The following is a 25,745-nucleotide window of genomic DNA, read 5'->3' as shown; positions in this document are numbered from 1 at the left end:
GATAAGCCAACAAAATTATTAATTTTCTTTAAGAGTATTCACCAATTTATCGAGATTTAAACTTCTTGCTGAGGCATCAAAGATTTCACGATAGGTTCCTTCTTTATTGTACAGTTCATCATGAGTTCCATTCTCCACCACTCTTCCTTTTTTCATAACATAGATCATATCTGAATCCAGAATCTGAGATAATGAATGGGAAATTATGATTACAGTTCTTCCCTCTTTAATAGCATCTAAAGAATTTTTAATCTGTTCGGTAGCAATGGCATCCAGACTTGCTGTAGGTTCATCCAGAAATATAATCGGAGGATTTTTCAGAAACAGTCTTGCGATGGCAATTCTTTGTTGTTGTCCTCCGGAAAGTTGGGTAGCATCATGTTGATAACCGGTAGGAAGATCCATAATCTGATCATGAAGGTATGCTTTTTTAGCTGCGGCCTGAATTTCTTCAAAGCTGGCATTCATATCTCCGTAGCGGATATTGTCTTCAATACTTCCCTGAAAAATGTGATTCTTCTGAAGAACGAGTCCCAAATCACTTCTCAGAAATGTATTATCAAATTCATTTAAGTTCACATCATCCAGTAGAATTTCTCCTGAATCTGGCAGATAAAATTTACATAAAAGATTAATTACCGTTGATTTTCCAGCTCCGCTTAATCCCACCAATGCGGTTGTCTTGCCATTTTCAATTTTCATGGAAACATCGTGTAAGGCTTGTGTTCCGTTAGGATAAGTAAAGTTTACATTTTTCAGTTCAAAAGTTCCTTTAATTTTCTTTTCTACAAAACTTCCATTCGGTTCGGCTTCATTATCAGCATTAAGAATATCAAAATATCCTTCTGCATAGATCATTGCATCATTCATATCATCGTATATCCTATGTAGTTGACGAATTGGTGCTGATACATTGTTGAAAAGCATAATATGAAGCATAATGGCTCCGATAGTCATCTGTTGATCGAGTACCAGATAAACTGTTAGAAGGATAATTAAAACCACTCCAAACTGTTCTATGAAAGTTTTTAATCCATCATAAATAAAGTTGGTTCTTCTGGTGAACATCTGGCTTTCCATCAGCTGCATCTGCAGATCATATTGTTTTTTACCTTCAAATTTTTCACGAACAAAACTTTTAATGACCATAATAGAATTAACCAGATTCAATAGACCGGAGGTTTTCTTTTCCCTCTGATTTCTAAGTTGCCGACGTACTCCACTTAGTTTTTTAGCTTGTAATGAACTGATGTAAAAATAGATTGGAACAATGATCGTAGAAACTGCTCCCACATATACATTCTGCATATACATAATGATAAGCGCAATAATCGCATTGGAAAAAAGCGGAAGAATATCAATGAAAAAATTCTGTACTAGTTTTGTTAAACTTTCAATACCGCGGTCAATTCTGATTTGTAACTTTCCAGATTCGTGGTTTTCATCATTAAAATAAGCCACACGATAGCCCAAAATTTTATCAATGGCAGATTGTGCCAGCACAGAACTGACATTAATTCTAATCTTTTCCCCATAAAACTTCTGCCCGAAGTTGATAAAAATATTCAATAGCTCCTTTCCCAGTAAAATAATAGAAATAATGATCAGGATATGAATTCCTTCTGTCATCGGATGAGGAAGATGAGTAAGCTTGGTTACCTCATCTACTGTATACTTCAATACAATTGGGTTTACTTGTGCGGCTAAAGCACCAAGAAATGTAAGAAACAAAGTTCCGTAAATCATCGGCCGATAAGGTCTGATGAATGGAACAAGTTGTTTATAAATCCCAAATAAAGTAACTGTTCTGTTGAATGGTTTTGCCATAGGAATTATTTAAACTGAAAAACGTACCGTTTCGAAAAGAAAAGGTACGTTTTATTATAATTTTTAGCAAGTATTTCTTGCTTATTCTAAGATTTATCAAATATTAAGATATATATGATCCGGGACTATTTTTATCCCTCATACATATATGTCGTCAGATAATGAAGCTCTGGTCTGCTTACCTCTTTAGATTCAGCTTCTGCCTGCTCCAGAGAATATTGTGAATTGATTTCTTTTTTCTGGAAAACAAATGAGTTGTTTGCATTTTTATCCACTACGTCATTAAAGATATGTTCGATCTCAGAATTAGCCAGTGAAGCAAAGCTGATATCCTCAAAACCATACATGAGTCTCAAGTCATCAAATTGCTTAAAGTTTTCATCTACAAATCCTTGTAGTTGAGTTTTTGAGTCAAAATTACCTGCCCAGATATTGTAGGCATATTTTTTCTTTTTCGGTTTGTCTAAAATGCTTTGGTATACAAAGTTTTCTCCAAGATAAGCTTCTCTTACCTGTGGATCATTAGCCAAATCTTCCGGAAGTCCTTCTTTAAGAATCTTCCCTTCAAACATAATATACGTTTTGTTGGTAATAGCAAGCGTCTGCTGTACATTGTGGTCAGTGATTAGAATTCCGATATTTTTATCTACAAGACTTCTTACAATCTTTTGGATATCTTCCACTGCAATTGGGTCTACCCCAGCGAAAGGTTCATCCAGAAGAATAAAATTCGGGCTTGTAGCTAAACAACGGGCAATCTCCGTTCTACGTCTTTCTCCTCCGGAAAGAAGATCTCCTCTGTTTTTACGAACGTGCTGTAAAGAAAATTCCTCGATCAGTTCATCACATTTGATTTGCTGTTCGCGTTTTGAAAGTTTTGTCAACTGCAATACTCCCATAATATTTTCCTCTACAGACAATTTTCTGAAAACGGAAGCTTCCTGTGCCAGATATCCGATTCCCTTTTGGGCTCTTCGGTACATCGCATCTGTAGTAATCTCCTGTTTATCCAGAAAAATTTTTCCTGAAGTAGGCTTAACCAACCCTACGATCATATAAAACGATGTAGTTTTTCCTGCCCCGTTCGGACCAAGCAAACCAACAATTTCTCCCTGCTGAACCTGTACAGAAACGCCTTTTACAACTTTTTTAGGACCGTATTCTTTGATTAAGTTTTCTCCGCGTAAAATCATAGGGCAAATATATCAAAAATATAAACTTCACTTATAGGTTAATGTAAACTTGTTGATCTTAAATGTAAACTTACTCACTTCCAAATCATTGTAACTTTTCATTATTTTAAACTACTTATTGTAAAAAATCAATTACAAACATTAAGAAATGGAAAATTACGGTTACACCAAAACAGAAAATACAGGAAATCAGCAACAGACTAATATGCCTTACCGTTCAGAGAAAAAACTTCCTGCTGCTCTATTGGGTATTCTTGTAGGTTGGCTAGGCCTAAATAAATTTTATCTTGGATATACCAAAGAAGGCATTATTCAGTTAGTTCTGAACATTGTTACCTGCGGGATTGCCTCTATTATTCCTTTTATTGAAGGCATCATCTATCTTTGTATGGATGACAGACAGTTTGATGAGACCTATGTCTATGGAAGAAAACCATGGTTATAATTAAATATCAAAAACAATATGATATATTTTCATTATTTTAGAATAACTAATTAATAAAAATATTCACCATGAAAAAATTAACAAAAAAAGATTTGAAAATAATCAACGGCGGATACATTGGATACCCAGATGACTATGGCAATTGTCTTCCAGGGTGGTATCTTTGCCCTACCAATGTCTGTATTTTTGATGACGGCGGGAACAAACCTATAGATCCAAAAGATTCGTTTTGCTTTGGGTAAAAAAATGGCTGTTCAAATCTGAACAGCCTATTTTATATATTATTTCTATGATCATTATTCCCCTTGAATAATAAAATGGTTTGCTTTTTTGATCATCTTTTCTGTTTTATCACTTCAGCAGTAAAAGACTCTTATAATACCCATCTTTAAGAAGGATAAATTAATACCAATATATTGAGCATTCATTTTTTCGCAAAAGAAAAATATCTCAAAACAGTGTGATATTTTTTATTATCTTAGGCTCACAAACCAATAAAAATAATTATTATGAAAAAATTAAGTAAAAAAGATTTGAAAACAATCAATGGCGGAAGTATTCGTTTTCCTGATTCACAAGGCAGATGTCCTGCTGGTTGGTACCTATGCCCTACCAATGTTTGTGTGGATGATAAAGGCGGAGAAAGTCCTATTCGTGAAGGACATCGTGATTATAAAGCATGTTTTGGATAAAAAGCTACATTATACAAAAAAGAGATTGCTGATGAAGCAATCTCTTTTTTGTATGTATGTCAATTAATCAGGACAAGCTACATGATTGATTGTGCATGGGTGCCAAATACCTTTACATAATGTCCCGCAATTTGGGTCATCAATGATTACTTCTCCTCCTTTAATTCCTTTCAATTGGTTTCTTTCGATCTTCTTTAAATTTTTCATAATTAACTATTTTAATTTTTAGAATTCTAATATAAGAATATTCTCTATATAAAGAATTATTTCGAAAATATTTTTTGAAAGCTCACAAAAAAAATAGACTGCCTTACTGACAGTCTATTTTAAAAGATATTTGAATTTCTTTTATTTGTTTAAAATCATCGCTGCTTCCTTAGCAAAATAAGTAAAGATTATATCTGCACCTGCTCTTTTGAAACAAGTAAGACTTTCAATGATCGTTTTGTCGTTATCCAGCCAACCGTTCTGAACCGCTGCTTTCACCATCGCATATTCACCGCTTACGTTATAAACAGCAATTGGAAGATCAATGGCTTCACGTACTTTAGAAACGATATCCAAATAAGGAAGACCTGGTTTAATCATGATAACATCTGCTCCTTCATCAATATCTTTAAATACTTCGTTCAAAGCTTCACGAGTATTGTGGAAATCCATCTGATAAGTCTTTTTATCTTTCGGAATTTCAACATTTTCTTTAGGAGCACTGTCTAAAGCGCTTCTGAAAGGTCCATAGAAAGAACTTGCATATTTTGCAGCGTAACTTACGATACCAACATCTGTGAATCCACTTTCTTCCAATGCTTCACGAATTACCTGAACTCTGCCATCCATCATATCACTTGGCGCCACAAGGTCTGCTCCTGCTTCTGCATGAGATACTGACATTCTTGCTAATGCCTCGTTGGTAGCATCATTTAAGATTTTTCCGTTTTCAATAATTCCGTCGTGTCCGTAGATTGAATAAGGATCTAAAGCAACATCAGGCATTACCACCATCCCTGGAACAGCATCCTTGATCGCTTTGATTGTATTCTGCATCAATCCGTTTTTGTTCCATGCTTCTTTTCCTGTATTATCTTTTAGATTTTCGGACACCTTCATGTACAAATTGACAGCTTTTACGCCCAAAGAAAATAATTCCTTACATTCTTTTACTGTTAAATCTATGCTTCGCCTGAAAATTCCCGGCATCGACGGGATCGGTTCCTGCATGTTTTCGCCCTCCATTACGAAGATCGGCATTACAAAATCATCAGTTGTAAGCACATTTTCTCTTACCAAACTTCTGATAGATTCATTAACTCTAAGTCTTCTATTTCTTGAATGTATCATTTTGGAATACTTTTTGAATAAGTTTCTACAAATTTACTATAAGTTATACAAAAAACTATTGTATGAAATTATAGAATTTGTTATATTTGTTATATATATTCGAGAAATTATAAATTTGATGAAAAAATTTTTACTTTTATTTTTATTTGTAGGCGCTTTTGTTGGATTTTCCAACAATTTACAAGCTCAGCTTAGAGAGCCGGGTTCCATCACTCAGAAGGCAGATGATGGTGTTTTGCTTGCCTATCCAAATCCTGCAAAGGATTTCCTTATCATTAAGGCAAAAGATTCTTCTTTGAGAATCAAAAGTGTGACTTTTTATTCTATTTTGGGTATGCAAGTTGCCAATTATACAGTCAATATGAACTCCGGAGAGATTAATATTGAAAAATTAAAACCCGGAAAATATCTGATTCGTTATATTTTGAGCGACAACACGCAGAAAGTTACTCAAATCGTGAAACAATAAATTAAGATCCTGATAATCATCAGGATTTTTTCTTTTATAGCAATCTCTTTTAATATTTACGTAACTTTAAGGACTTTTTTCTACTAATTGTAAAAAAACAACTTAATGCTAAGAGCTGAACATATTAAAAAGACCTATAATACCGGAAAAAAGGTCGCATTGGATGATTTCAGCATCCATGTTCCTAAAGGAAGTATTTACGGGCTTTTAGGACCCAACGGAGCCGGAAAAACTTCATTCATTCGTATCATTAACCAGATTACCCAGGCAGACTCCGGAGAGATCTTAATCAATGGAGAAAAACTGAATCCAAACCACATTAAAGATATCGGTTATATGCCTGAAGAAAGAGGTCTATACAAAAATATGAGTGTAGGTGATCAAATCCTGTACTTTGGAGAACTAAAGGGAATGAGCAAGAATGATGCTCTGAATGAAGCGAAAAAATGGTTTGAAAAACTGAACATCGACCAATGGTGGAAGAAAAAACTTTCCGAACTGTCTAAAGGAATGGCACAAAAGATTCAATTTGTGGTAACCGTACTTCACCGGCCTCATCTTTTAATCCTTGATGAACCTTTCTCAGGTTTCGATCCTGTAAATGCCAATCTCATCAAAGATCAGATCATTGATTTGAAAAATAACGGAACGACCATCATTCTTTCTACCCACAGAATGGAAAGTGTGGAGGAAATGTGTGATTATGTGGCACTGATTAACAACTCCAAGAAAATCATTGATGGAAGGGTTTTTGACGTTAGAGAGAAATTCAAGAAAAATATTTTTGGAATTACCCTTTCTGAAGTGAATAGTGAACAATTAGAGACCTTCAGGAACAAATATGAACTTTTCAACTTTTCCAATGAAAACAGTCTCGTTTCTTTTGATCTGAAAAATGAATCGGATCAAAATAATATCCTTCTTGACCTTGTGCAGGTAGGAAAAGTAAGATCATTTGACGAAAGAATTCCTAGTATGAATGAAGTGTTTATTAACGCTGTAAGTAACCATTCTTAATTTTATGAAAAATATTTTTTTAATTACAAAGAGGGAGTTTCTTACGCAGGTTAAGAAAAAATCCTTTATCATATTGACTTTATTGGCACCTGTTATGATTATTGCCTTTGGTGCAGTAATCGGATTAATGTTTAAGGCCAATGAATCGCACAGTATTATTGAGGTTGTTGACAAAAGTGGTTTATTCACGAATCAGTTGAAATCTAACGATAAACTGAACTATGTATTTGTTTCTGCAGCAGATGAAAAATCCAAGATCAATAATTTAAAAGGAAATGAATCTCTAGACGGGATCTTAATTTTACCTGAATTAAAAGGGCAAAATTATGAAGAGCTTGAATCAGGAGCAAGATTGGTTATCAACAGTAAAATGGGCTTTGACACCAAACAGAAAATTGTTTCTGATATAAGTAATGTTGTTAAAAAAGAAAAAATCAAGCAATTAGGAATCCAGGAAACTCAGCTGAATGATCTTGATAAGAGTTTTAGCCTGAAAACGATTAATGTTGCAGATAACAACAAGGAAGATTCTGACCTTACTTTTGGTGTTAAATCCGGACTTAGTATGGTTCTGATGTATGTTACCTTTATGTTCATTATTATCTACGGAGTAAGAGTAATGCGAAGTGTACTGGAAGAAAAGAACAACCGTGTTGTAGAGATCATTATTTCTTCTGTAAAACCTTTTGAACTAATGATGGGTAAAATCCTTGGAGTAACATTGGTTGCTCTTACCCAGTTTTTGATCTGGATTACCATGTCTGTGATCGGAGCTTTGGTTTTAAATACGGGATTCTCTCCACTTCAACAAAACGTTCCCGGTGCCAATGAACAAATGGCAAGTAAACTGGATATGACACAGCTTGCTACCCAAATTTCCCACAGCTTACTGGAGCTTAACTTCCCATTGATTATTTTTGTATTTATTGTTTTCTTCCTTTTAGGATATATATTTTACAGTTCCATTTATGCAGCCATTGGTTCTGCGGTAGATAATGAAACAGAAACACAACAATTCACTTTATTTGCAATTTTACCGTTAACTCTGGGAATGTATGGAAGTTTTTCATTAATGAACAATCCTGACGGTCCAATGGGCTTCTGGTTATCTATTATTCCATTTACTTCACCGGTGGCGATGATTGCCAGAATACCGTTCGGAGTTCCGGCATGGCAAATTGCCTTATCTATTGTGCTATTATTGGCTACCACCGTCTTTATGATATTCCTTGCTGGAAAAATCTATCGTGTAGGAATTCTGATGTATGGAAATAAGGCTACTTTAAAAGAGCTTTGGAAATGGATTAAAGGTTAATTCCCAGGATAAAAACTTTGAAAATTTAAAGGGCCAATTTGTAACAAGCGAATTTGCTCTTTTTTATTTCTAAAATAAATAATCCTGGTTTTAGCTAAAACTTTCACATCATAGAATACAATGGTTTCATCTACTATCTGACTGGTCAGTTTACTAGTATATGGCATAAAAAATCCCGGAAAGTTATTTCCGGGATTTTTATATATTCTGAATAAATAGTTTATTTGAATATGTAGTTTAAGGTAAGAGCGATCACCTGTTCAGATTTTTTCTTGTCAGAACCACCTTTTTCTTTTCCAAGATTCGGGTAAGTATCTGAAAGGCCTAAGTCATATTTTACAGCTACTTCAAGTTGTCTCTTATAGCTATATCCTACACCGAATCCTATCCCCCAGTTAAAGCTATTTGCTTTTCCATTTACACCAGGAGGTTGTGAAGGATCACTTCCATCCGGATAATAATAAGGTCTGGTTGCAGGAGCATCTTTAACATTTTGATTGAGCAAAAAGTTAAATCTAGGTCCTAATAATCCAAAGAACTCAGATTCTGATTCTGAAAAGTACCCTTTGAAATAAAGAGGTACACTCAAATAGTTATTAGCATATACTGCGTTATAACCACTCGCATTCTTAGCGTCACTATCTTTCCCAGTTTCTCCTGCCCCGTAGTATAGAACTTCAGGTTGGATATAAAACTGGTTTGTTTTTCCTACGGGAATTAAAGCCAAAGCTCCACCTTGAAAGGCGTATCTTGGGCCTGAAGGATTATGGGCATTTGAAACTCTTGAATAGTTTAATCCCGCTGTAACCCCGAATCTTGTATTTTTCCATTGCACTTGTGCAAAGGATAAAGTGGAAAGGGTTAAAGCTGAGGCTAATAAAAGTTTTTTCATATTGTTTGGTTTTTATATTATCCTAGAATTTTCGCTACAGTAGCACCGATATCTGCAGGAGAATCAACAACGTTGATACCATTCTCTCTCATGATTTCCATCTTTGCCTGAGCTGTATCTTCTGCACCTCCTACGATAGCACCAGCGTGTCCCATTGTTCTTCCTTTTGGAGCTGTTTGTCCAGCGATAAATCCTACAACTGGCTTAGTAGATCCACTAGCTTTATACCATCTAGCAGCTTCTGCTTCAAGTCCTCCACCGATTTCACCAATCATTACAACAGCTTCAGTTTCAGGGTCGTTGATGAATAATTCAAGAGCTTCTTTTGTAGTTGTTCCGATAATTGGGTCACCACCAATACCGATTGCTGTAGAAATACCGTAACCTGCTCTTACTACCTGATCAGCAGCTTCGTAAGTAAGGGTTCCTGATTTTGAAACGATACCTACTTTCCCTTTTTTGAAAACGAAACCTGGCATAATACCAATTTTAGCTTCTTCAGAAGTAATGATTCCAGGGCAGTTTGGTCCGATTAATCTGCAGTCTCTGTCAGCGATGTAAGATTTTACTTTTACCATATCAGCTACAGGAATACCTTCAGTAATACATACAATTACTTTGATCCCTGCTTCAGCAGCTTCCATGATAGCGTCTGCTGCGAATGCCGGTGGTACGAAAATAATACTTACGTTTGCTCCTGCTTTTTCAACAGCGTCAGCTACTGTGTTGAATACCGGTTTTCCTAAGTGCTCGCTTCCTCCTTTTCCTGGAGTAACACCACCTACTACATTTGTTCCGTATTCAATCATCTGACCAGCGTGGAAAGTTCCTTCGTTCCCTGTAAATCCTTGTACAATTACTTTAGAATCTTTGTTTACTAAAATTGACATTTTATTGTTGTTTTAATTTATTTATTATTTTATTAATGCTCACAAATTTACTCAAATTTCTTTGATTTTGGACAAAACCTTTGGAATTGTTTATTTGAGATTTCTCAGCTTTACTTCTTTTTTCAGATAAGTTTTGAAATCTTCTGCAAACATGCCGATATAGGTTCCTTTTTCAAGGTCTCTGTTCACTCCGGTTTTCCCTAAAAGCACAGATCCGCTCTCGATTTTATTCCCGGAAGCAATTCCCACTTGTCCCCATAAAGTTACTTCATCTCCAATGATACAACAGCCGGCAATTCCAACCTGAGAGGCTATCAGACATTTTTTCCCGATTACAGTATCATGTCCTATCTGAATCTGATTATCCAACACTGAACCTTCACCAATGATAGTAGAATCTGTAACCCCTCTATCAATGGTACATCCATTACCTATTTCCACATTATTTTCAATCACTACATTTCCTACAGAAATTAAGCGGTCAAAATTCCCATTTAATTTTCTGTAATAGAAGGCATCACCTCCTAATACTGTATTAGACTGAATGATTACATTATCTCCGATAACAGTTCTGTCACCGATCACAACATTTGGGAAAATTAAGGTATTTTTTCCAATCTTCACATTGTTTCCAATGACTGCAGAGGAGTGAATTTTTGTCCCTTCCCCAATTTCCACATCATGAAGTTGTTCTGTAAAGTTGTAAATTCTTGTAAAGTGGGTATTGATCTTATTAAAGTCTCTGAAAGGATCCTCAGAAACAAGAAGCGCTTTACCTTCGGGACAATCTACTTCTTTATCAATTAAAATGATAGTTGCTGCAGAATTTAGTGCCTTGTCGTAATATTTAGGATGATTCACAAAAACGATATCACCAGGTTTTACCATGTGAATTTCATTGGTTCCCAATACTTCAAAGTCTTCAGGGCCAATAAATTTTGAACCTATTAAATCTGCAATCGTTTTAAGCTTTTGTGGAGAATGGAATCTCATAACAATAGATTTTCTTATAAAACAAAATTCGGAGTGCTAATGCAAACCGAATTTATGTAAATTTTATTTATTCTTTTACTCTTTCTAAGTAGCTGCCGTCTTCAGTGCTCACTTTAATTTTGTCTCCCGGTTCAATGAACAACGGCACCATTACTCTTGCCCCTGTTTCAACGATTGCGTTTTTAAGAGCATTGGTTGCAGTGTTTCCTTTTACACCCGGATCAGCTTCAATGACATCCAGATATACTGATTGTGGAAGTTCAGCAGAAAGTGGAGTTTCATCAGCTTCTTTCAAAATGATTGTTACTTCTTCACCTGCTTTCATCAAGTTTGAGTTTTCAATCATATCTTTATTTAAATATAACTGAGAAAAATCATCGTTATTCATGAAGTGGAATCCGTTCTCATCATCATAAAGATACTGGAACTTTCTTGTGATTACTTTTACTTCTTCAATTTTGTGACCTGCAGAGAATGTATTATCTAATACTTTTCCATTTGTCACAGATTTTAATTTTGTTCTTACAAATGCAGGACCTTTTCCTGGTTTTACGTGAAGGAACTCAATTACTTTAAAAATATCATTGCTGAATTCGATGCAAAGACCTTTTCTGATATCGTTACTTGTTGCCATTAATATATATTATCTTTTTTTACTTAATTTTTAGCACTTTTAGTTGCTGTCTTTTCCTGTACCGTATCCTTTCACAATACCTCTTGGTGAGTTCTGGATAAATTGAAGAATCTCATCTCTTTCTGCCGTTGGAAGCATTTCTTTTTCAATATAAGCTAATGCTTGGGAAACGTTCATCTTCATTTGGAAAATAGCTCTGTAAATCTTTTGAATTTCAAAAATCTTCTCATTGGAAAAACCTCTTCTTCTAAGCCCTACCGAGTTAATACCAGCATATGAAATAGGATCTCTTGCTACTTTTACATAAGGTGGAACGTCTTTTCTGATCAAAGACCCTCCGGAAATCATCGTATGTTTTCCGATCTTACCAAACTGCTGAACAGCAGATAATCCTCCCATTACAGTAAAGTCTCCGATCTCAACATGTCCTGCAATACCGCAACCATTGGCAATAATTACATTATCTCCTATGATACAGTCATGCGCAACGTGGGAAGTAGCCATAATAAGGCAGTTGCTTCCTACTTTGGTGTACCCTAAAGCTTTTGTTCCTCTATTTATTGTTACACATTCCCTTAAAGTAGTATTATCTCCAATAATGGTTCGTGTATCTTCACCATCGAACTTTAAGTCCTGAGGAATAGCAGAAATTACAGTCCCGGGAAAAATTTTACAATCCTTCCCTATTCTTGCTCCATCCATGATGGTAACATTTGGACCAATCCATGTTCCTTCTCCAATTTCTACGTCCCCTGCAATTGTAGTAAATGGTTCTACAATTACATTTTTGCTGATTTTCGCACGTTTATCTACGGCTGCTAACTGATGAATCATTTAATCAACTTTATTTTTTGCAACTTGAGCCATAAGCTCTGCTTCTACTGCCACTGTATCTCCTACATATCCGTACCCCTGCATGTGCACAATACCTCTTCTGATAGGTTCTATTAATTCAATTTTAAATATAAGTGTATCTCCCGGAATTACTTTTCTCTTGAATTTCACTTTATCAATCTTGATAAAATAGGTAGAATAGTTTTCTGGATCAGGAACACTTGCTAAAACTAGAATACCACCTGTCTGAGCTAAAGCTTCAACCTGAAGAACTCCAGGCATTACTGGCTCTTTAGGGAAATGACCAACGAAGAAAGGTTCATTCATTGTTACATTTTTCAATCCTACTACATGAGAGTCTGAAAGTTCTAGAACTTTATCAATTAATAAGAACGGAGGTCTGTGAGGCATTAGCTTCATGATTCCGTTGATATCGAATACCGGTTCTTTTGTTAAGTCAAAATCCGGAACGTTTTTCTTTTTCTGCAATTTCCACTGACGGTTTAATTTTTTTGCAAATTGAGTATTTACAAAATGTCCAGGTTTGTTAGCAATAACCTTCCCTTTAATTTTTACCCCTGCCAAAGCTAAATCACCAATTACATCCAGTAATTTGTGTCTTGCCGCTTCGTTAGGATAGTTTAGGTTAAGATTATCAAGAATACCGTTGGGTCTGATGGATACATTATCTTTACCAAAGGCTTTTTTCAATTTTTCTGTAGTTTCCGGAGTTAAATCCTTATCTACATAAACGATCGCATTGGAGATATCTCCTCCTTTGATCAATCCGTGGTCTAAAAGCATTTCCAATTCATGTAAGAAACTGAATGTTCTTGCAGAAGAGATTTCGTCTTTAAACTCGGAAATATTTTTAAGGGTAGCATTTTGAGTTCCTAACACTTTAGTCCCAAAATCTACCATGGTAGTTACTTCGTAAGTATCTGAAGGAATAATTGTGATTTCCGAACCTGTAGCCGGATCACTGTAAGTAAGCACTTCTTTTACAACCAAATATTCTCTGGCCACATTCTGATCTACAACTCCTACACTTTCGATAGCTTCTACAAAATACTTTGATGATCCATCTAAAATAGGAGGCTCAGATGCGTCCATTTCCAACACTGCATTGTCTATATCACAACCTACTAAAGCTGCCAAAAGGTGCTCACAGGTAGTAATTTTTACGCCAAGCTTTTCTAATGTTGTACCTCTTTCTGTTGCTACTACATAATTAACATCAGCTTCAACCTGAGGGTGTCCCTCTAAATCGGTTCTTACAAATACAAATCCCGTGTTTTCTTTTGCGGGTTTGATGGTAAGTTTTACTTCTTTACCAGTATGAAGGCCTATTCCAGAAAGGGTTACTTCTTCCTGAAGCGTTTTTTGCATATCACTCATTAGTATTATCTTTTGAGTTATTCTCAAGATTATTTATTCTGTTAACTATTTCAGGGAAATTTCTGAAATGAACATAGCTTCTTAAATAGTCATTATAGCTGATTGCCGGTGAACCATATAAAGTTTCTCTATCGTTAACACTTGAATTCACACCACTTTGGGCCTGAATTTTCACTTGGTTTCCGATTTTGATATGTCCGACAACTCCTACCTGACCTCCAATTTGATTCCAGTCTCCGATGGTAGTAGAACCTGCAATTCCAGCTTGTGCTGCAATGACATTATTCTGTCCTATTTTCACATTATGGGCAATCTGGATCAGATTATCAATTTTTGTCCCTTTTCCAATGATGGTAGAACCTATTGTTGCTCTGTCAATACTACAGTTTGAACCAATTTCTACATCATCTTCTATGATTACGTTTCCTAGCTGTGGAATTTTTTTGAAGCCTTCAGCAGTGGGCTGAAACCCAAAACCATCTCCTCCTACTACTGTATTGGAATGAATAACACAATTGTCCCCAATAATACAGTAATCGTAAATTCTGGCACCACTGTCTATTTTACAGTTTTTACCAATTTTTACTCCTTTACCAATATATACATGTGGATAAATTTGTGATCTATCCCCGATCTTAGCTTTCTCAGAAACATATGTAAACGCTCCTATATACACTTGATCACCTATCACAGCTGAATCATGGATGGATGAACCATCTTCAATACCTTCTTTTCTTCCTCTCATCTCCTGATATAAATTCATCAGAATCTGAAAAGATAGATAGGCATCTTTTACTACAATTAAGGTTGGGTTATAACTATTTTCGTTCAGAAGTTTTTCCGAAACGATGATTACGGAGCATTTTGAGGTATCTAAAAAATGAGAAAATCGATCTTGTGCTATAAAAGAAAGATGTCCTGATTCTCCATTTTCAATTGGAGAAACCCCTGTAATAAGTGCGTTCTCATCACCTATTATTTTTCCGTCAATAAAACTTGCAATTTGCGAAGCTGTGAATTCCATATTCTGCAAAGATAAGAAATTCTATAATTTGCAAACATTTTTTGATTTCAGATATTCAATTTTAATATTATTTAAGAATCCAAGCGAGAGATATCTCTTGGAAACATAAGGATATAGCGTGTTGTTTTATTTACCATCAACCCTGATAAAAGCTGATCTTCTGATTCGTGTAGTTTCATTCTTTTACCATTTTTCTGCAATAAATAAATCGGCTGCTTTTCAGTATCGTAAGGTAAAAGTTTCCTTTTGATCTCATAAACCAATTCTTTCCCGTTATCAATTCCAAAAAAATCATTGGTGATTTTTGTTTTTTCTTCAATAATCTTCTCATTAAAAGGGTGTGATGAAATAATAGTCTTCGGAAGGTTTCTCTGAATAACACTTTTACACCAATAGGATAAAACAAAATCATCAGAATTCTGCCATTCTTTCATAGCCTGAATCACATCATTATCATCTAATCTTGTAAATCTTTCTATATCTTCATCTGTTGCTGCACTCTTTCCACGGTATAAAAAATATTTCAGATTTTCTGTTGCTGGAAGTTCAATCCCCTGAGAAATCAGATATTTTGCTCTTTCAAGAATCTTTACCAACAGGAATTCAGCTAAGGCTGAGGTTTTATGATAATATACCTGCCAGTACATAAACATTCTGGCCGTTAAAAAGTTTTCTATAGAATAAATTCCTTTTGCATCAATAACCAGTTCTCCTTCTTCACACACATTCATCATGGAAATAATTCTCTGGGTATTAATATTCCCTTCAGATACGCCTGTAAAAAAGCTATCTCTTTTCAGATAATCTAATCTGTCCACGTCCAATTGAGATGAAATCAGCTGGTTAAAAAACTTTCTATGATATTGTCCCTGAAACATTTCAATAGCCATGGATAGCTGACCATTAAATTCTTCGTTCAGTTTATTCATTAGCAATAAAGAAAGTTTTTCATGATGCCAGTCATCCATCAGCATACTCTCCAAAGCATGGGAAAACGGTCCGTGTCCGATATCATGCATTAAAATAGCCAACATCGCTCCTTTTTCCTCTTCTTCAGAAATCTTAACCCCTTTCTGCTTTAAGGTTTCCAAAGCAGTAAACATCAAATGCATCGCACCCAATGCATGATGAAACCTTGTATGTGTAGCACCTGGAAAAATCAGATTTAAAAGACCGGTTTGCCCAATCCTTCTCAATCTTTGAAAATAGGGATGTTCAATAATATCAAATAAAATTTCGTGAGGAATCTTGATAAATCCATGAACAGGATCGTTGATAATTTTTAGCTTATTCTGCATTGGAACGTCTGTATGAATAAACAAAGTTAGGGATTTTTAATTTGAAGGATGATTAAATTAGTATTAAAAGGCTGGAAACAGGAAGAGGGAAGTTATTGTTCACAACAAGCAGTGAATGCCAATTCATTTTGAGAATAAATGATAGGTACAGACTTGTTATCATAACGAACCTCTATTAACTTCCCTCTTCCGGTTCACGGCTTGCTTACCTTTTCCCATATTCATCAAAAAACCTTTGCGGTTCTTGCCTTAATCACTTATCTTTGAGAAAACTCAATTCTTTTGATGAGAAAACGTTTTCTTTTCATTTTTTTATTTTTAAGTCTTCATTTTTCCGCACAGGTTTTATCTGAAAATCAAAAACTGGAATCCCTTTGCAGAGTTTGGGGATTTCTAAAATATTATCACCCTCAAGTAGCAAAAGGAAATCTGAATTGGGATCTGCAACTTTTCAAAAAAATTAATGAACTTGAAAGAATCAATGACAAAGCAGCGTTGAACGATTTATATTCCCGTTGGATTGAAAGTCTTGGAAAGATCAATGAGTGTACAGAATGTCTACAAGAAACTGATAAAACATATTTCCTGAAAAACTTTGATCTGAGCTGGATCAAGAATTCAGATATATTCACTCAAGCCACGTCTCAGAAACTTCATTATATTGAAAACAACCGTAACATCGGTAACAATCATTATATAGGAAAAGGAGGGAGAAAAATATTTTTCAGAAATGAAAATTCTTATGGATCAAAATTCACTTCCAAACAGATCAGTTTATTAGAGCTGTTCAGATATTGGAATTACGTGGAGTATTTTTTTCCTTATAAATATGAAACGGATCAAAACTGGAATGATGTTCTTACCGAAATGATTCCAAAATTTCTTACGATTAATAATGACCAGGATTATCAATTGACTTTGGCTGAACTGGTGACAAAGACTGATGACTCCCATGCCTTTCTTTTTTCACCATTAATTAGTCTTCATCAATATGGAAACAGAAAACTTCCGGTAGAATATTCCTATGCAGAAGGAAAATTAGTTATTACAAAGATTAACGACAATCGATTTCATGAAAAAACGCCATTCAATATTGGTGATGTTATTTATGATGTAAATGGAAAAACAATTCCTCAAATGGTCAACAGCCTCGGAAAATACATTCCTGCCTCCAACTCCTGGGGAAAAGTAAATAAGGTAAAAAGTAAACTTCTTTTCAGTAGTAGCGATTCGCTTTCCGTTAAACTAGAAAGAAACGGACAGAATATGGAGGTAATTGCTAAAACTTATTTTATTAAAGATATTATTATCAAGAAAGTTCCGGCTCCTCAAAAATGGGAGTTCCTGGATGAGGAAAAAAAAACAGGCTACGTCCATATGGGAATCCTTGCTAAAGATGATGTGAGTGAAATGTACAGAAACCTAAAATCTGCGGAATCAATCATTTTTGATCTTAGAAATTATCCCAAGCTTACCATCATCCCTCTAAGTGAACTGCTACTCCCCCAATCCACCACTTATTATCAGTTCAACTTCCCGGAAACAAATTATCCTGGTAAATTTTATAGCAGAAAGAACAATATTGGCCGCAAGAATCCCGATTATTATAAAGGAAATGTAATCGTTTTGGTAGACGAAAATACCCAAAGTCAGGCGGAGACTACCACAATGATGTTCAAGCAGCATCCAAAGTCTAAAGTGATCGGCAGCAATACTTCCGGTGCTAATGGAGATATTATCAAGTTTAAAATTGCAGACCTGGATACTTGCTTTACCGGCCTTGGAGCCTACTATCCGGATGGCAGAGAAACCCAAAGGATTGGAATTATTCCGGATATCCTGGTAAAACCAACTGCAGAAGGGCTCAAAAACGGCAAAGATGAAGTTTTGGAAAGAGCTTTGCTATATATAAAAAATAAGAATTAACTCATACAGAAACAGGAAGTGTGATAGGCCATTTCCATTTAACTAATATTTAACTTTTAAACTTCCTATTTTGTGAGATTTTAAAAGGATTTGGTCAACATTTTGATACAATAACCATGTAAAAAATAAATTATGTCAGAAAAGATATTATGGATCGATGATGAAATAGATTTACTTAAACCTCATATCGTATTTTTAGAAAAGAAAGGTTATCAGGTAACCCCTGTTAACAATGTAAATGAGGCTTTGGAACTTATGGATTCAGAGAAATTTGCCCTAACGCTTATTGATGAAAATATGCCTGGTATTTCCGGGCTGGAAGCAATTCCTATGATTAAGGAAAAAGACAACTCCTTAAAAATAGTAATGGTAACCAAAAGTGAAGAGGAACACATCATGGAAGAGGCTATCGGTTCCCAAATTGCAGATTACATCCTAAAACCAGTCAATCCTAACCAGATCTTACTTTCGTTAAAAAAGAACCTTCAGCAGGAAAATCTTGTAGAACAAAAAACTATTTTACAATACCAACAAGAATTCAGAAACCTTTCTATGGAACTTTCTTATTTAAGAACCTACCAGGACTGGGCTGAATATTATAAAAAGATACTAAGCTGGGAAATCAAGTTCGATAAAGTGGCAGATAATGAATTTGCGGATCTTCTACAGTCTCAAAAGGAGGAAGCTAATATTCAGTTTGCCAAGTTTATTGAAAAAAATTATGCAGACTGGCTTACTGATTCTGATAAACCTCTGATGAGCCATACCCTTTTTAAGGAAAAAGTAAAGCCTGAGGTTGAAAAAGAAAAAGTTCTTTTATTAATGGTTGATAACCTTCGTTACGATCAATGGAAAGTGGTTGAGCCATTATTTACAAAATATTACAATAAAATTTCGGAGGATTATTATTACAGTATCCTTCCAACTGCTACACAGTATGCAAGAAACTCCTTCTTTGCAGGTCTGATGCCATCGGAAATTGAAAAACGTTTCCCTGATAAATGGTTTAATGACAATGAAGAAGGAAACAAAAATGAGTTTGAACGTGACTTCCTGGAAGATCAGATGAAGAGAATTGGTCTTGGTTCGAAATCTATGAAGTACCTGAAAGTATTGAACGCTGATTTTGAAAGAAAGATCTATGATGATTTCAATCAGCATAAGAACAATGATCTTTTGGTGATTGTTTACAACTTTATTGATATTCTTTCTCACGCTAAGACCGATAATCATATTGTAGACCAGCTTATCCGTGATGATAAGACTTTCCGTTCTCTAACGCTTAATTGGTTTGAAAATTCTTCTTTATTGAAGATTATTAAAACAGCAGCTGAAAACGGTTATAAATTAGTGATTACCACTGACCACGGAACGGTTTATGTTAAAAAGCCAAGCAAAGTAGTGGGCGACAGAGAAACCTCTACTAATATCCGATATAAAACAGGTAAAAGCTTAACGTATGATGATAGTGATGTTTGGGCGATTACCAATCCGGAAAAACTTTTCCTTCCCAAAGGAAACCTGAGCTCGAAGTATATTTTTGCTAAAAACAATATATTCCTTGCTTATCCTAAGAACTACAATCATTTTGTAAATTACTATAAAGAAACCTACCAACATGGTGGAATCTCATTGGAAGAATGTATCATTCCTATCAGCATTTTAGAACCCAAGTAGTTTTTTTCATAGTTTATTTAATTTTGGGTTTAAAGCGGGAAAAATCAATTGATTTTTCCCGCTTCTTTTTTTATAGTCTGTAAGAGTTCCTATCTTCGTAAAAAAATAAAAAATGTTCATTATTTCACTTACGTATAAAGTACCTATTGAAAATGTGGAGCGCTATATTCCGGAACATAATTCCTTTCTTCAAAAACATTATGACTTAGGGTTTTTTATTGCTTCGGGAAGAAAAGAGCCAAGAACCGGGGGAATTATTATATGCAGAGCTGCTTCTAAAAATGAGGTTGAGCAGATCATCAAAGATGATCCTTTCAATATCCATCAAATAGCGGATTATGACATTACCGAATTTATTCCCTCGAAATACAACGAAAATTTTAAAATATTTATAGAAAACTAATGAAATTAATTACATACAATGTCAATGGAATCAGAGCCGCGTTTACCAAAGATTTCTTGGGTTGGCTTACAGCTGCAGATCCGGATATAATCTGTATTCAGGAAAGCAAAGCCGGAAACGACCAGATAGACATCGAAAGTCTTGAGAAATTAGGATACCACAGCTATTGGCATTCAGCAGTAAGAAAAGGCTACAGTGGTGTAGGAATTGCCTCCAAAGTAAAACCTAATCATGTGGAATATGGTTGCGGTATTGAAAGTTACGATAATGAAGGAAGAGTCATCCGTGCTGATTTTGATGGATTCTCTGCCATTTCAGTATACGTACCTTCTGCATCGAATATTGAAAGACTTGATTTCAAGATGCAGTTCTGCCATGATTTTCTCACTTATATCAAAAACCTAAAAAAGGAGATTCCCAATCTTATTATATCAGGGGATTTTAATATCTGTCACGAGGCGATTGACATTCACAATCCTGTTGGCTTAAAAAACGTTTCTGGATTTCTTCCTATGGAAAGAGAATGGATGACCGATTTCATCAATGAATGTGAATTGATTGACAGTTTCAGGTTTTTCAACAATGAGCCTGATAATTATACATGGTGGAGCTACAGACAAAATTCAAGGGAAAGAAATAAAGGCTGGAGACTGGATTATAATTTCACGTCTTACAGTTTAAAAGATAAACTTACCCGGGCTGCTATTCTAAAAGAGGCAGTACATTCAGATCATTGTCCCGCCTTATTGGAACTGGATGTATAATATACCTCCATATCCATATCTATCAACACAAAAGCCAGCTGAAATCAGCTGGCTTTTTTTAATTTAAATCATAAAATTAATCGACAATTTCATATTCGACCGGAATGGTACCATGATTGATATCTCCGATCTCATCGAACGCAGCTTTAGACATGTCTAAAGATCTTGATGAATGGAAAGGTCCTCTATCATTAATCCTTACTATTACCTCTTTCCCATTTTTAAGGTTTGTTACCTTAACATTTGTTCCAAATGGAAGCGTTCTGTTTGCTGCAGTAAACTTTGAGTTATCAAAGATTTCTCCGCTAGCAGTTTTTCTACCGTTAAATTTATCGTGGTAGTACGATGCATAACTTGTTTTTTTCGCATCTAAGGCATTACTTGTAAATGAGTAAACACCTAAGGTTGAAATCATCATTATGATTACGAGAATGAATCTTTTCATCATTTTGAACTTTTATTGGTTTTGACAGGGCAAAAGTATCAGGAATCTCATTAACTCCCTATTTCAATTGTTAAAAACTGTTAACAAAATCTAAATTAAATGTTAACCAACCCTGCAAGCTCCTATGAATAGGGATTTTAAAGACCAGTGTTAAAAAGTGTTAAAAAAATGAGCGAAATGTTAATTTAATTAACTAATTTATGCATAATTCAAATAAAACCAAAACACAAATAATTAATAACCAATAACTTACAAAAAAGTAAAATATAAATTAAATGTATAAAACTAATTTTTGAAAGACTAAAAATGTTAAGAGTCTCTACAGCATAAAATAGCTGATAGAATAGCTCTAACGTGACAAATTTTAATTCTAAGGAATTATTTTAACAGCAATATTAGGTTCAAAATTTAAGGTTAATTAATTGTTACCTCAAATCATATCCTATTTTTATTCATTATTTATTTAAAAGATCAACTTCTCTTGGTAATTCTCTTTCAAAAATAAGGGTTAAGAATCAGATGAAAAAATTTTTTATAAGAAAAGTAAACGAGTCTCTTATATGTATATACATATGCTTCATCTATTTCATATGAAAATCTTATCCCTAAAAAGCAACAAATTATATTTAATACAGTACTTCTTTCCAATTTATTTTTAATTGGTTTTAAAAGGCCATTATCAAATCTTCTCCATTACGAAACTTATCTCTTGAAACGTAAACGATCTAAGTATCCTATATATCAGTAATTAATTCATAACATACTTAAATACCAAAAAATCAAATTAGATTCAATTTTTCTTGTTCTTTTAATTTTAACCAGGATTTATTTTAAATGATATCTTGTTCTGATTCTTATCTAATTAACATGAGAGGTATTCTAAATAAAACATTATTACAGGATAAAAACCAACGAACTAGCTGCTGGTTTTAATTTGCAATAAAATACTTTTATGCTCTTTCAATTCAACACGGTCATAAAATATTCTGATAACATTTGGGCGGATTAAATAAAAAAGCCGATGAAAATTAAATCATCGGCTTCTATAAGTTATAATTAATCAAAAATTAATTGTTTGTTTTTGTATACTCTACAGTATAGTTATATGTTCCTGCAGGATAAACTACAGACATACTTGGTGACCCTGTTACAAAAGAACCATCAGCGGCATATGAATATACACTGTTTGAGTATACATTATTTGTTCCTGACTGATAAATTGTTATTCTATAAAGGCTTCCTGGGCTTGCAATTGCAGCCTGGTTTGAATAGGCTGTAGGAGCTGTAGAAGTTCCACTCGTGGTGAAGGTTCCTCTCTTAGCATATATCTGATTTCCGTTGATTGCTGTATTTGTAGTTGTTTCAGCAGTAGCGATATTCACTCTTGGGCTTGATCCTATTGGCAACCATCTTCCTGTTGAAACAGCAGCACTCCCTGTAGCAGTACCTGCTACTATTGGGTTAGAGAAATAATAAAAACCTGGAGTTACAGCAGAAGCAACAGTTGGATTATTAGTCCCTGTTAACGTGTTCCCTGTTCCTGTATTGTAAACAATCATTCCATCAAAACCTGTAGGAAAATTGATTCCATCCACATTGTCTGTTTTAAATACCCATGTAGTAAGATTAGTTCTTGGATATACTAACCCTTTACCATTTGTATTAGATGAATTGGCACTTGGATCGAAATTTGAACTTGCGTCCAAGAATACATTCTCATCTGTAACTGTAGAAACAGGTTGCTGGTTAGTTGCAATCTGAGCATGGGATAAATTAGATGAAAGGAAACAAAATATGCTAAATAATACTATTTTTTTCATTATATTGGATTTTTAAATATTAGTTATACGATATTGAAACCCATTTTGTACCATCAGACACAAATTGTTTTCCTCTAAATTGTAGAACAGTAGCAGTACCTGCAAGTGCAACACCATTTGCAGATATTACAGTAACCGTAGTTGCTGATGTATTCTGATTCGAGATTACCACTACTCTACCTGCATTTGTAGCATCAGCAGCAGGTAATGTTATTGTAACTCCTGCAGCAGCAGCTGTTACAATAAGGAAGTCACTATTAGCAACTGTATAAGCAGCACCGGTAACAGATGCAGTAGTCCCTACAATACCTTCGTATCTTTGAGTTCCACCACCACCTACAGGTTTCCAAACGTTATTCCCGTTTGTACCATCATAATAATAAAATCCATTAGCTGTAACATTAACTGTTTTACCAGTTCCTGTACCTCCTAGTGCGTTAATAAATACAAGCGCTCCATTTTGAGCACTCGCCGCAGTAGCATTACCATTAGCATAAGCTGCAGTTTTGGCTTCAAGATCAGCTCTTGATAGACGAGGGACTAATAAGGCATCAGGTCTAGTAGCATCGGTACTAGCTACTACATCTAAAGTCGCGGCAGGTGTGGTTGTGTTAATCCCCACTCGCCCCTGCTGAGCCTTTGAAAGAGCCGTAAAGGCAACGAGCATCGTCGCTGTTAATAAAAATTTTTTCATAAGTTTTTAAAGATTTTAATTACATTATTTTTCATCAATATTTCCAAAAGGAAAATGAATACCAACTTGCGATTATTATATTATACTAATACAATTTACAAAAACATTTTTTTGTAAATTTTAGCCAATTTTAACAAATAACTTATTGATAGCACATGATTTAAAAACATTGCTTATGGCGCAAATTTAAGACATAATTTTCTAATTTTCATACTTTATAAAAGAAAATTAAAAATTCTTAACACACAAATCAACAAAATATTGAAAATCAACTATATAAAAACATTAATACGAATTATTTTTTGTTAAATTTAATTAATATTTCATATTTTATTCTTCAAAATACAAAACTTTTCGTTCTGATTAATAATGGTTTATATTTTTATATTAATTCACCATATAGGTCAAATTCTTCAGCCGAAGTAATCTTCACATCTGCGAATTCTCCAATGGAAATATACGTATCCTCAGCTGACACCAAAACGGTATTATCTACATCCGGAGAATCATATTCTGTTCTTCCAATAAAGTAGTTTCCTTCCTTACGATCAAACATACATCTGAACACTTTCCCCACTTTTTCCTGGTTCTTTTCCCATGAAATCTGAGATTGCAGTTCCATGATCTCTTCTACCCTTGATTCTTTTACTTCCTGTGGAATATCATCTTCCAATACATAAGCACCAGTATTTTCTTCATGAGAATAAGTGAAGCATCCCAATCTGTCAAATTTCTGTTCTCTTACCCAATCTTTAAGTTCCTGGAATCTTTCTTCAGTTTCTCCCGGATATCCTACAATCAGGGTTGTTCTGATTGCCATATCAGGAACTTTCTCTCTGAATTTTCCTAAAAGAGCATCAGTCTTTTCATGGGTAGTTCCTCTTTTCATAGATTTCAACAAATCAGAATTGATATGCTGAAGAGGAATATCTATATAATTACAAACTTTAGGTTCTTCACGGATGATATCCAAAACATCTTCAGGAAAACCGCTTGGGAAAGCATAATGAAGACGAATCCATTCTACTCCTTCTACTTTTACCAATTCTTTCAGTAAGTCTCCCAATGCTCTTTTTTTGTAAATATCCAACCCATAATAAGTAAGATCCTGAGCAATAAGAATTAATTCTTTCGTTCCTTTTTTTGCAAGTTTTTGAGCTTCAGAAACTAACTTTTCAATTGGAGTGGAAACGTGCCCGCCTCTCATCAAAGGAATTGCACAGAAAGAACATGGTCTGTCACATCCTTCTGAAATTTTTAGGTATGCATAGTGTTTTGGTGTAGTCGTTAATCGCTCTCCTACCAATTCATGCTTATAGTCTGCTCCAAGATGCTTTAATAATAAAGGAAGATCTCTTGTACCAAAATACTGATCTACATCAGGAATTTCTTTTACCAAGTCTGGTTTGTATCTTTCGGAAAGACATCCTGTAACGAATACTTTTTCTACTTCACCTCTGTTTTTAGCCTCTACATAATCTAGAATGGTATTGATTGATTCTTCTTTAGCATTATCAATAAATCCGCAGGTATTAATAACCACAATATCTCCGCGATCTTCATGAACCACTTCCTTCCCATTGGCTTTCAACTGGCTCATTAATACTTCAGAGTCATATACATTTTTGGAACATCCAAGTGTAACTACATTGATTTTTTTCTTCCCTACAGATTTTGTACGCATCTTTTTGATTTTGAGTCTGCAAAGATACAAAATATTAAAGAGTTAGGCTTACAAAAATAAAAACCACTTTAAA

General features: G+C 34.6%; 25 protein-coding genes and 1 pseudogene. 10 read left to right on the top strand and 16 right to left on the bottom strand.

Annotation, left to right across the window (positions count from 1 at the left end):
- Positions 1-18: 18 nt before the first annotated feature.
- Both EG344_RS16440 and lptB read right to left on the bottom strand, forming a co-directional pair.
- Positions 19-1,746, bottom strand: coding sequence for an ABC transporter ATP-binding protein (locus EG344_RS16440; protein WP_123911839.1), 1,728 nt, complete (start codon positions 1,744-1,746; stop codon positions 19-21).
- A 548-nt stretch (positions 1,747-2,294) separates the two neighbouring features.
- Positions 2,295-3,020, bottom strand: a pseudogene (lptB, locus tag EG344_RS16435) (LPS export ABC transporter ATP-binding protein); the annotation flags it as partial.
- Between the two features lie 148 nt (positions 3,021-3,168).
- Here lptB and EG344_RS16430 point away from each other — a divergent pair.
- The 3 genes from EG344_RS16430 (at position 3,169) to EG344_RS16425 (ending at position 4,157) form a co-directional block, all read left to right on the top strand.
- Complete coding sequence (locus EG344_RS16430; protein ID WP_123910451.1) at positions 3,169-3,465, top strand: TM2 domain-containing protein; 297 nt, start codon at positions 3,169-3,171, stop codon at positions 3,463-3,465.
- A 68-nt stretch (positions 3,466-3,533) separates the two neighbouring features.
- Entirely contained in the window at positions 3,534-3,707 is a 174-nt protein-coding gene (locus EG344_RS23995) for a hypothetical protein (RefSeq protein WP_164464452.1), read from the top strand.
- 267 nt (positions 3,708-3,974) lie between these two features.
- Positions 3,975-4,157, top strand: coding sequence for a bacteriocin (locus EG344_RS16425; RefSeq protein ID WP_123910449.1), 183 nt, complete (start codon positions 3,975-3,977; stop codon positions 4,155-4,157).
- 63 nt (positions 4,158-4,220) lie between these two features.
- Here EG344_RS16425 and EG344_RS23990 read toward each other — a convergent pair whose 3' ends face one another.
- Both EG344_RS23990 and hemB read right to left on the bottom strand, forming a co-directional pair.
- Complete coding sequence (locus EG344_RS23990) at positions 4,221-4,364, bottom strand: bacteriocin-like protein (protein WP_164464451.1); 144 nt, start codon at positions 4,362-4,364, stop codon at positions 4,221-4,223.
- A 141-nt stretch (positions 4,365-4,505) separates the two neighbouring features.
- Complete coding sequence (gene hemB / locus EG344_RS16420) at positions 4,506-5,495, bottom strand: porphobilinogen synthase (RefSeq protein ID WP_123910447.1); 990 nt, start codon at positions 5,493-5,495, stop codon at positions 4,506-4,508.
- A 118-nt stretch (positions 5,496-5,613) separates the two neighbouring features.
- Here hemB and EG344_RS16415 point away from each other — a divergent pair, with 118 nt between their 5' ends.
- From EG344_RS16415 to EG344_RS16405, 3 genes are all read left to right on the top strand, one after another.
- On the top strand, positions 5,614-5,964 hold the full coding sequence (locus tag EG344_RS16415; RefSeq protein WP_123857350.1) for a T9SS type A sorting domain-containing protein: 351 nt from the start codon (positions 5,614-5,616) through the stop codon (positions 5,962-5,964).
- A gap of 105 nt (positions 5,965-6,069) precedes the next feature.
- Positions 6,070-6,981, top strand: coding sequence for an ABC transporter ATP-binding protein (locus tag EG344_RS16410; RefSeq protein WP_123910446.1), 912 nt, complete (start codon positions 6,070-6,072; stop codon positions 6,979-6,981).
- Positions 6,982-6,985: 4 nt separating this feature from the next.
- Positions 6,986-8,296, top strand: a complete 1,311-nt coding sequence (locus EG344_RS16405) for an ABC transporter permease (protein ID WP_123910444.1) — start codon at positions 6,986-6,988, stop codon at positions 8,294-8,296.
- A gap of 220 nt (positions 8,297-8,516) precedes the next feature.
- On the opposite strand, the gene EG344_RS16400 is transcribed toward EG344_RS16405, so the two are convergent.
- From EG344_RS16400 to EG344_RS16365, 8 genes are all read right to left on the bottom strand, one after another.
- Positions 8,517-9,188, bottom strand: coding sequence for a porin family protein (locus EG344_RS16400; protein ID WP_123910442.1), 672 nt, complete (start codon positions 9,186-9,188; stop codon positions 8,517-8,519).
- 17 nt (positions 9,189-9,205) lie between these two features.
- Positions 9,206-10,078: a succinate--CoA ligase subunit alpha gene (sucD, locus tag EG344_RS16395; RefSeq protein ID WP_123910440.1), complete on the bottom strand. Its 873-nt coding sequence runs from the start codon at positions 10,076-10,078 to the stop codon at positions 9,206-9,208.
- Positions 10,079-10,168: 90 nt separating this feature from the next.
- Complete coding sequence (locus EG344_RS16390; RefSeq protein ID WP_123910438.1) at positions 10,169-11,071, bottom strand: LpxD N-terminal domain-containing protein; 903 nt, start codon at positions 11,069-11,071, stop codon at positions 10,169-10,171.
- Between the two features lie 67 nt (positions 11,072-11,138).
- Positions 11,139-11,705 (bottom strand): elongation factor P, encoded by a 567-nt coding sequence (gene efp / locus EG344_RS16385; RefSeq protein ID WP_123910436.1) that lies wholly within the window; start codon positions 11,703-11,705, stop codon positions 11,139-11,141.
- A 39-nt stretch (positions 11,706-11,744) separates the two neighbouring features.
- The gene (gene lpxA / locus EG344_RS16380; protein WP_068944369.1) at positions 11,745-12,539 is read right to left on the bottom strand and encodes an acyl-ACP--UDP-N-acetylglucosamine O-acyltransferase; all 795 of its coding nucleotides are present in this window, start codon (positions 12,537-12,539) and stop codon (positions 11,745-11,747) included.
- Entirely contained in the window at positions 12,540-13,937 is a 1,398-nt protein-coding gene (locus EG344_RS16375; RefSeq protein WP_045500260.1) for a bifunctional UDP-3-O-[3-hydroxymyristoyl] N-acetylglucosamine deacetylase/3-hydroxyacyl-ACP dehydratase, read from the bottom strand.
- Positions 13,930-14,961: a UDP-3-O-(3-hydroxymyristoyl)glucosamine N-acyltransferase gene (gene lpxD / locus EG344_RS16370; protein ID WP_123910434.1), complete on the bottom strand. Its 1,032-nt coding sequence runs from the start codon at positions 14,959-14,961 to the stop codon at positions 13,930-13,932. Before lpxD ends, EG344_RS16375 begins: the two co-directional genes overlap by 8 nt.
- Before the next feature lie 71 nt (positions 14,962-15,032).
- Positions 15,033-16,259 (bottom strand): HD domain-containing protein, encoded by a 1,227-nt coding sequence (locus EG344_RS16365; RefSeq protein ID WP_123911838.1) that lies wholly within the window; start codon positions 16,257-16,259, stop codon positions 15,033-15,035.
- Between the two features lie 285 nt (positions 16,260-16,544).
- On the opposite strand from EG344_RS16365, the gene EG344_RS16360 reads away from it, so the two are divergent.
- The 4 genes from EG344_RS16360 to EG344_RS16345 all read left to right on the top strand — a co-directional run bounded on the left by EG344_RS16360 (position 16,545) and on the right by EG344_RS16345 (position 21,029).
- A complete protein-coding gene (locus EG344_RS16360) occupies positions 16,545-18,185 on the top strand; it encodes a S41 family peptidase (protein WP_123910432.1) in 1,641 nt (546 codons plus the stop codon).
- A 132-nt stretch (positions 18,186-18,317) separates the two neighbouring features.
- Entirely contained in the window at positions 18,318-19,862 is a 1,545-nt protein-coding gene (locus EG344_RS16355; RefSeq protein WP_123910430.1) for a bifunctional response regulator/alkaline phosphatase family protein, read from the top strand.
- A gap of 112 nt (positions 19,863-19,974) precedes the next feature.
- Positions 19,975-20,265 carry a YciI family protein gene (locus EG344_RS16350; RefSeq protein WP_123910428.1) on the top strand — a complete coding sequence of 97 codons (291 nt, stop codon included), beginning with the start codon at positions 19,975-19,977 and terminating at the stop codon, positions 20,263-20,265.
- Positions 20,265-21,029 (top strand): exodeoxyribonuclease III, encoded by a 765-nt coding sequence (locus EG344_RS16345; protein WP_123910426.1) that lies wholly within the window; start codon positions 20,265-20,267, stop codon positions 21,027-21,029. Before EG344_RS16350 ends, EG344_RS16345 begins: the two co-directional genes overlap by 1 nt.
- A gap of 76 nt (positions 21,030-21,105) precedes the next feature.
- Here EG344_RS16345 and EG344_RS16340 read toward each other — a convergent pair whose 3' ends face one another.
- The 4 genes from EG344_RS16340 to rimO all read right to left on the bottom strand — a co-directional run bounded on the left by EG344_RS16340 (position 21,106) and on the right by rimO (position 25,672).
- Positions 21,106-21,477, bottom strand: a complete 372-nt coding sequence (locus tag EG344_RS16340; RefSeq protein WP_103293848.1) for a septal ring lytic transglycosylase RlpA family protein — start codon at positions 21,475-21,477, stop codon at positions 21,106-21,108.
- A gap of 1,064 nt (positions 21,478-22,541) precedes the next feature.
- The gene (locus tag EG344_RS16335; protein ID WP_123910424.1) at positions 22,542-23,294 is read right to left on the bottom strand and encodes a hypothetical protein; all 753 of its coding nucleotides are present in this window, start codon (positions 23,292-23,294) and stop codon (positions 22,542-22,544) included.
- A 19-nt stretch (positions 23,295-23,313) separates the two neighbouring features.
- On the bottom strand, positions 23,314-23,988 hold the full coding sequence (locus tag EG344_RS16330) for a hypothetical protein (RefSeq protein ID WP_123857362.1): 675 nt from the start codon (positions 23,986-23,988) through the stop codon (positions 23,314-23,316).
- A 382-nt stretch (positions 23,989-24,370) separates the two neighbouring features.
- Positions 24,371-25,672 carry a 30S ribosomal protein S12 methylthiotransferase RimO gene (gene rimO, locus EG344_RS16325; RefSeq protein WP_123910423.1) on the bottom strand — a complete coding sequence of 434 codons (1,302 nt, stop codon included), beginning with the start codon at positions 25,670-25,672 and terminating at the stop codon, positions 24,371-24,373.
- Positions 25,673-25,745 lie beyond the last annotated feature (73 nt).

Source organism: Chryseobacterium sp. G0162 (genome assembly GCF_003815715.1).
GTDB lineage: Bacteria > Bacteroidota > Bacteroidia > Flavobacteriales > Weeksellaceae > Chryseobacterium.
The sequence above is the reverse complement of the archived record's forward strand: the minus strand, read 5'-3'. Positions and strand labels throughout refer to the sequence as shown.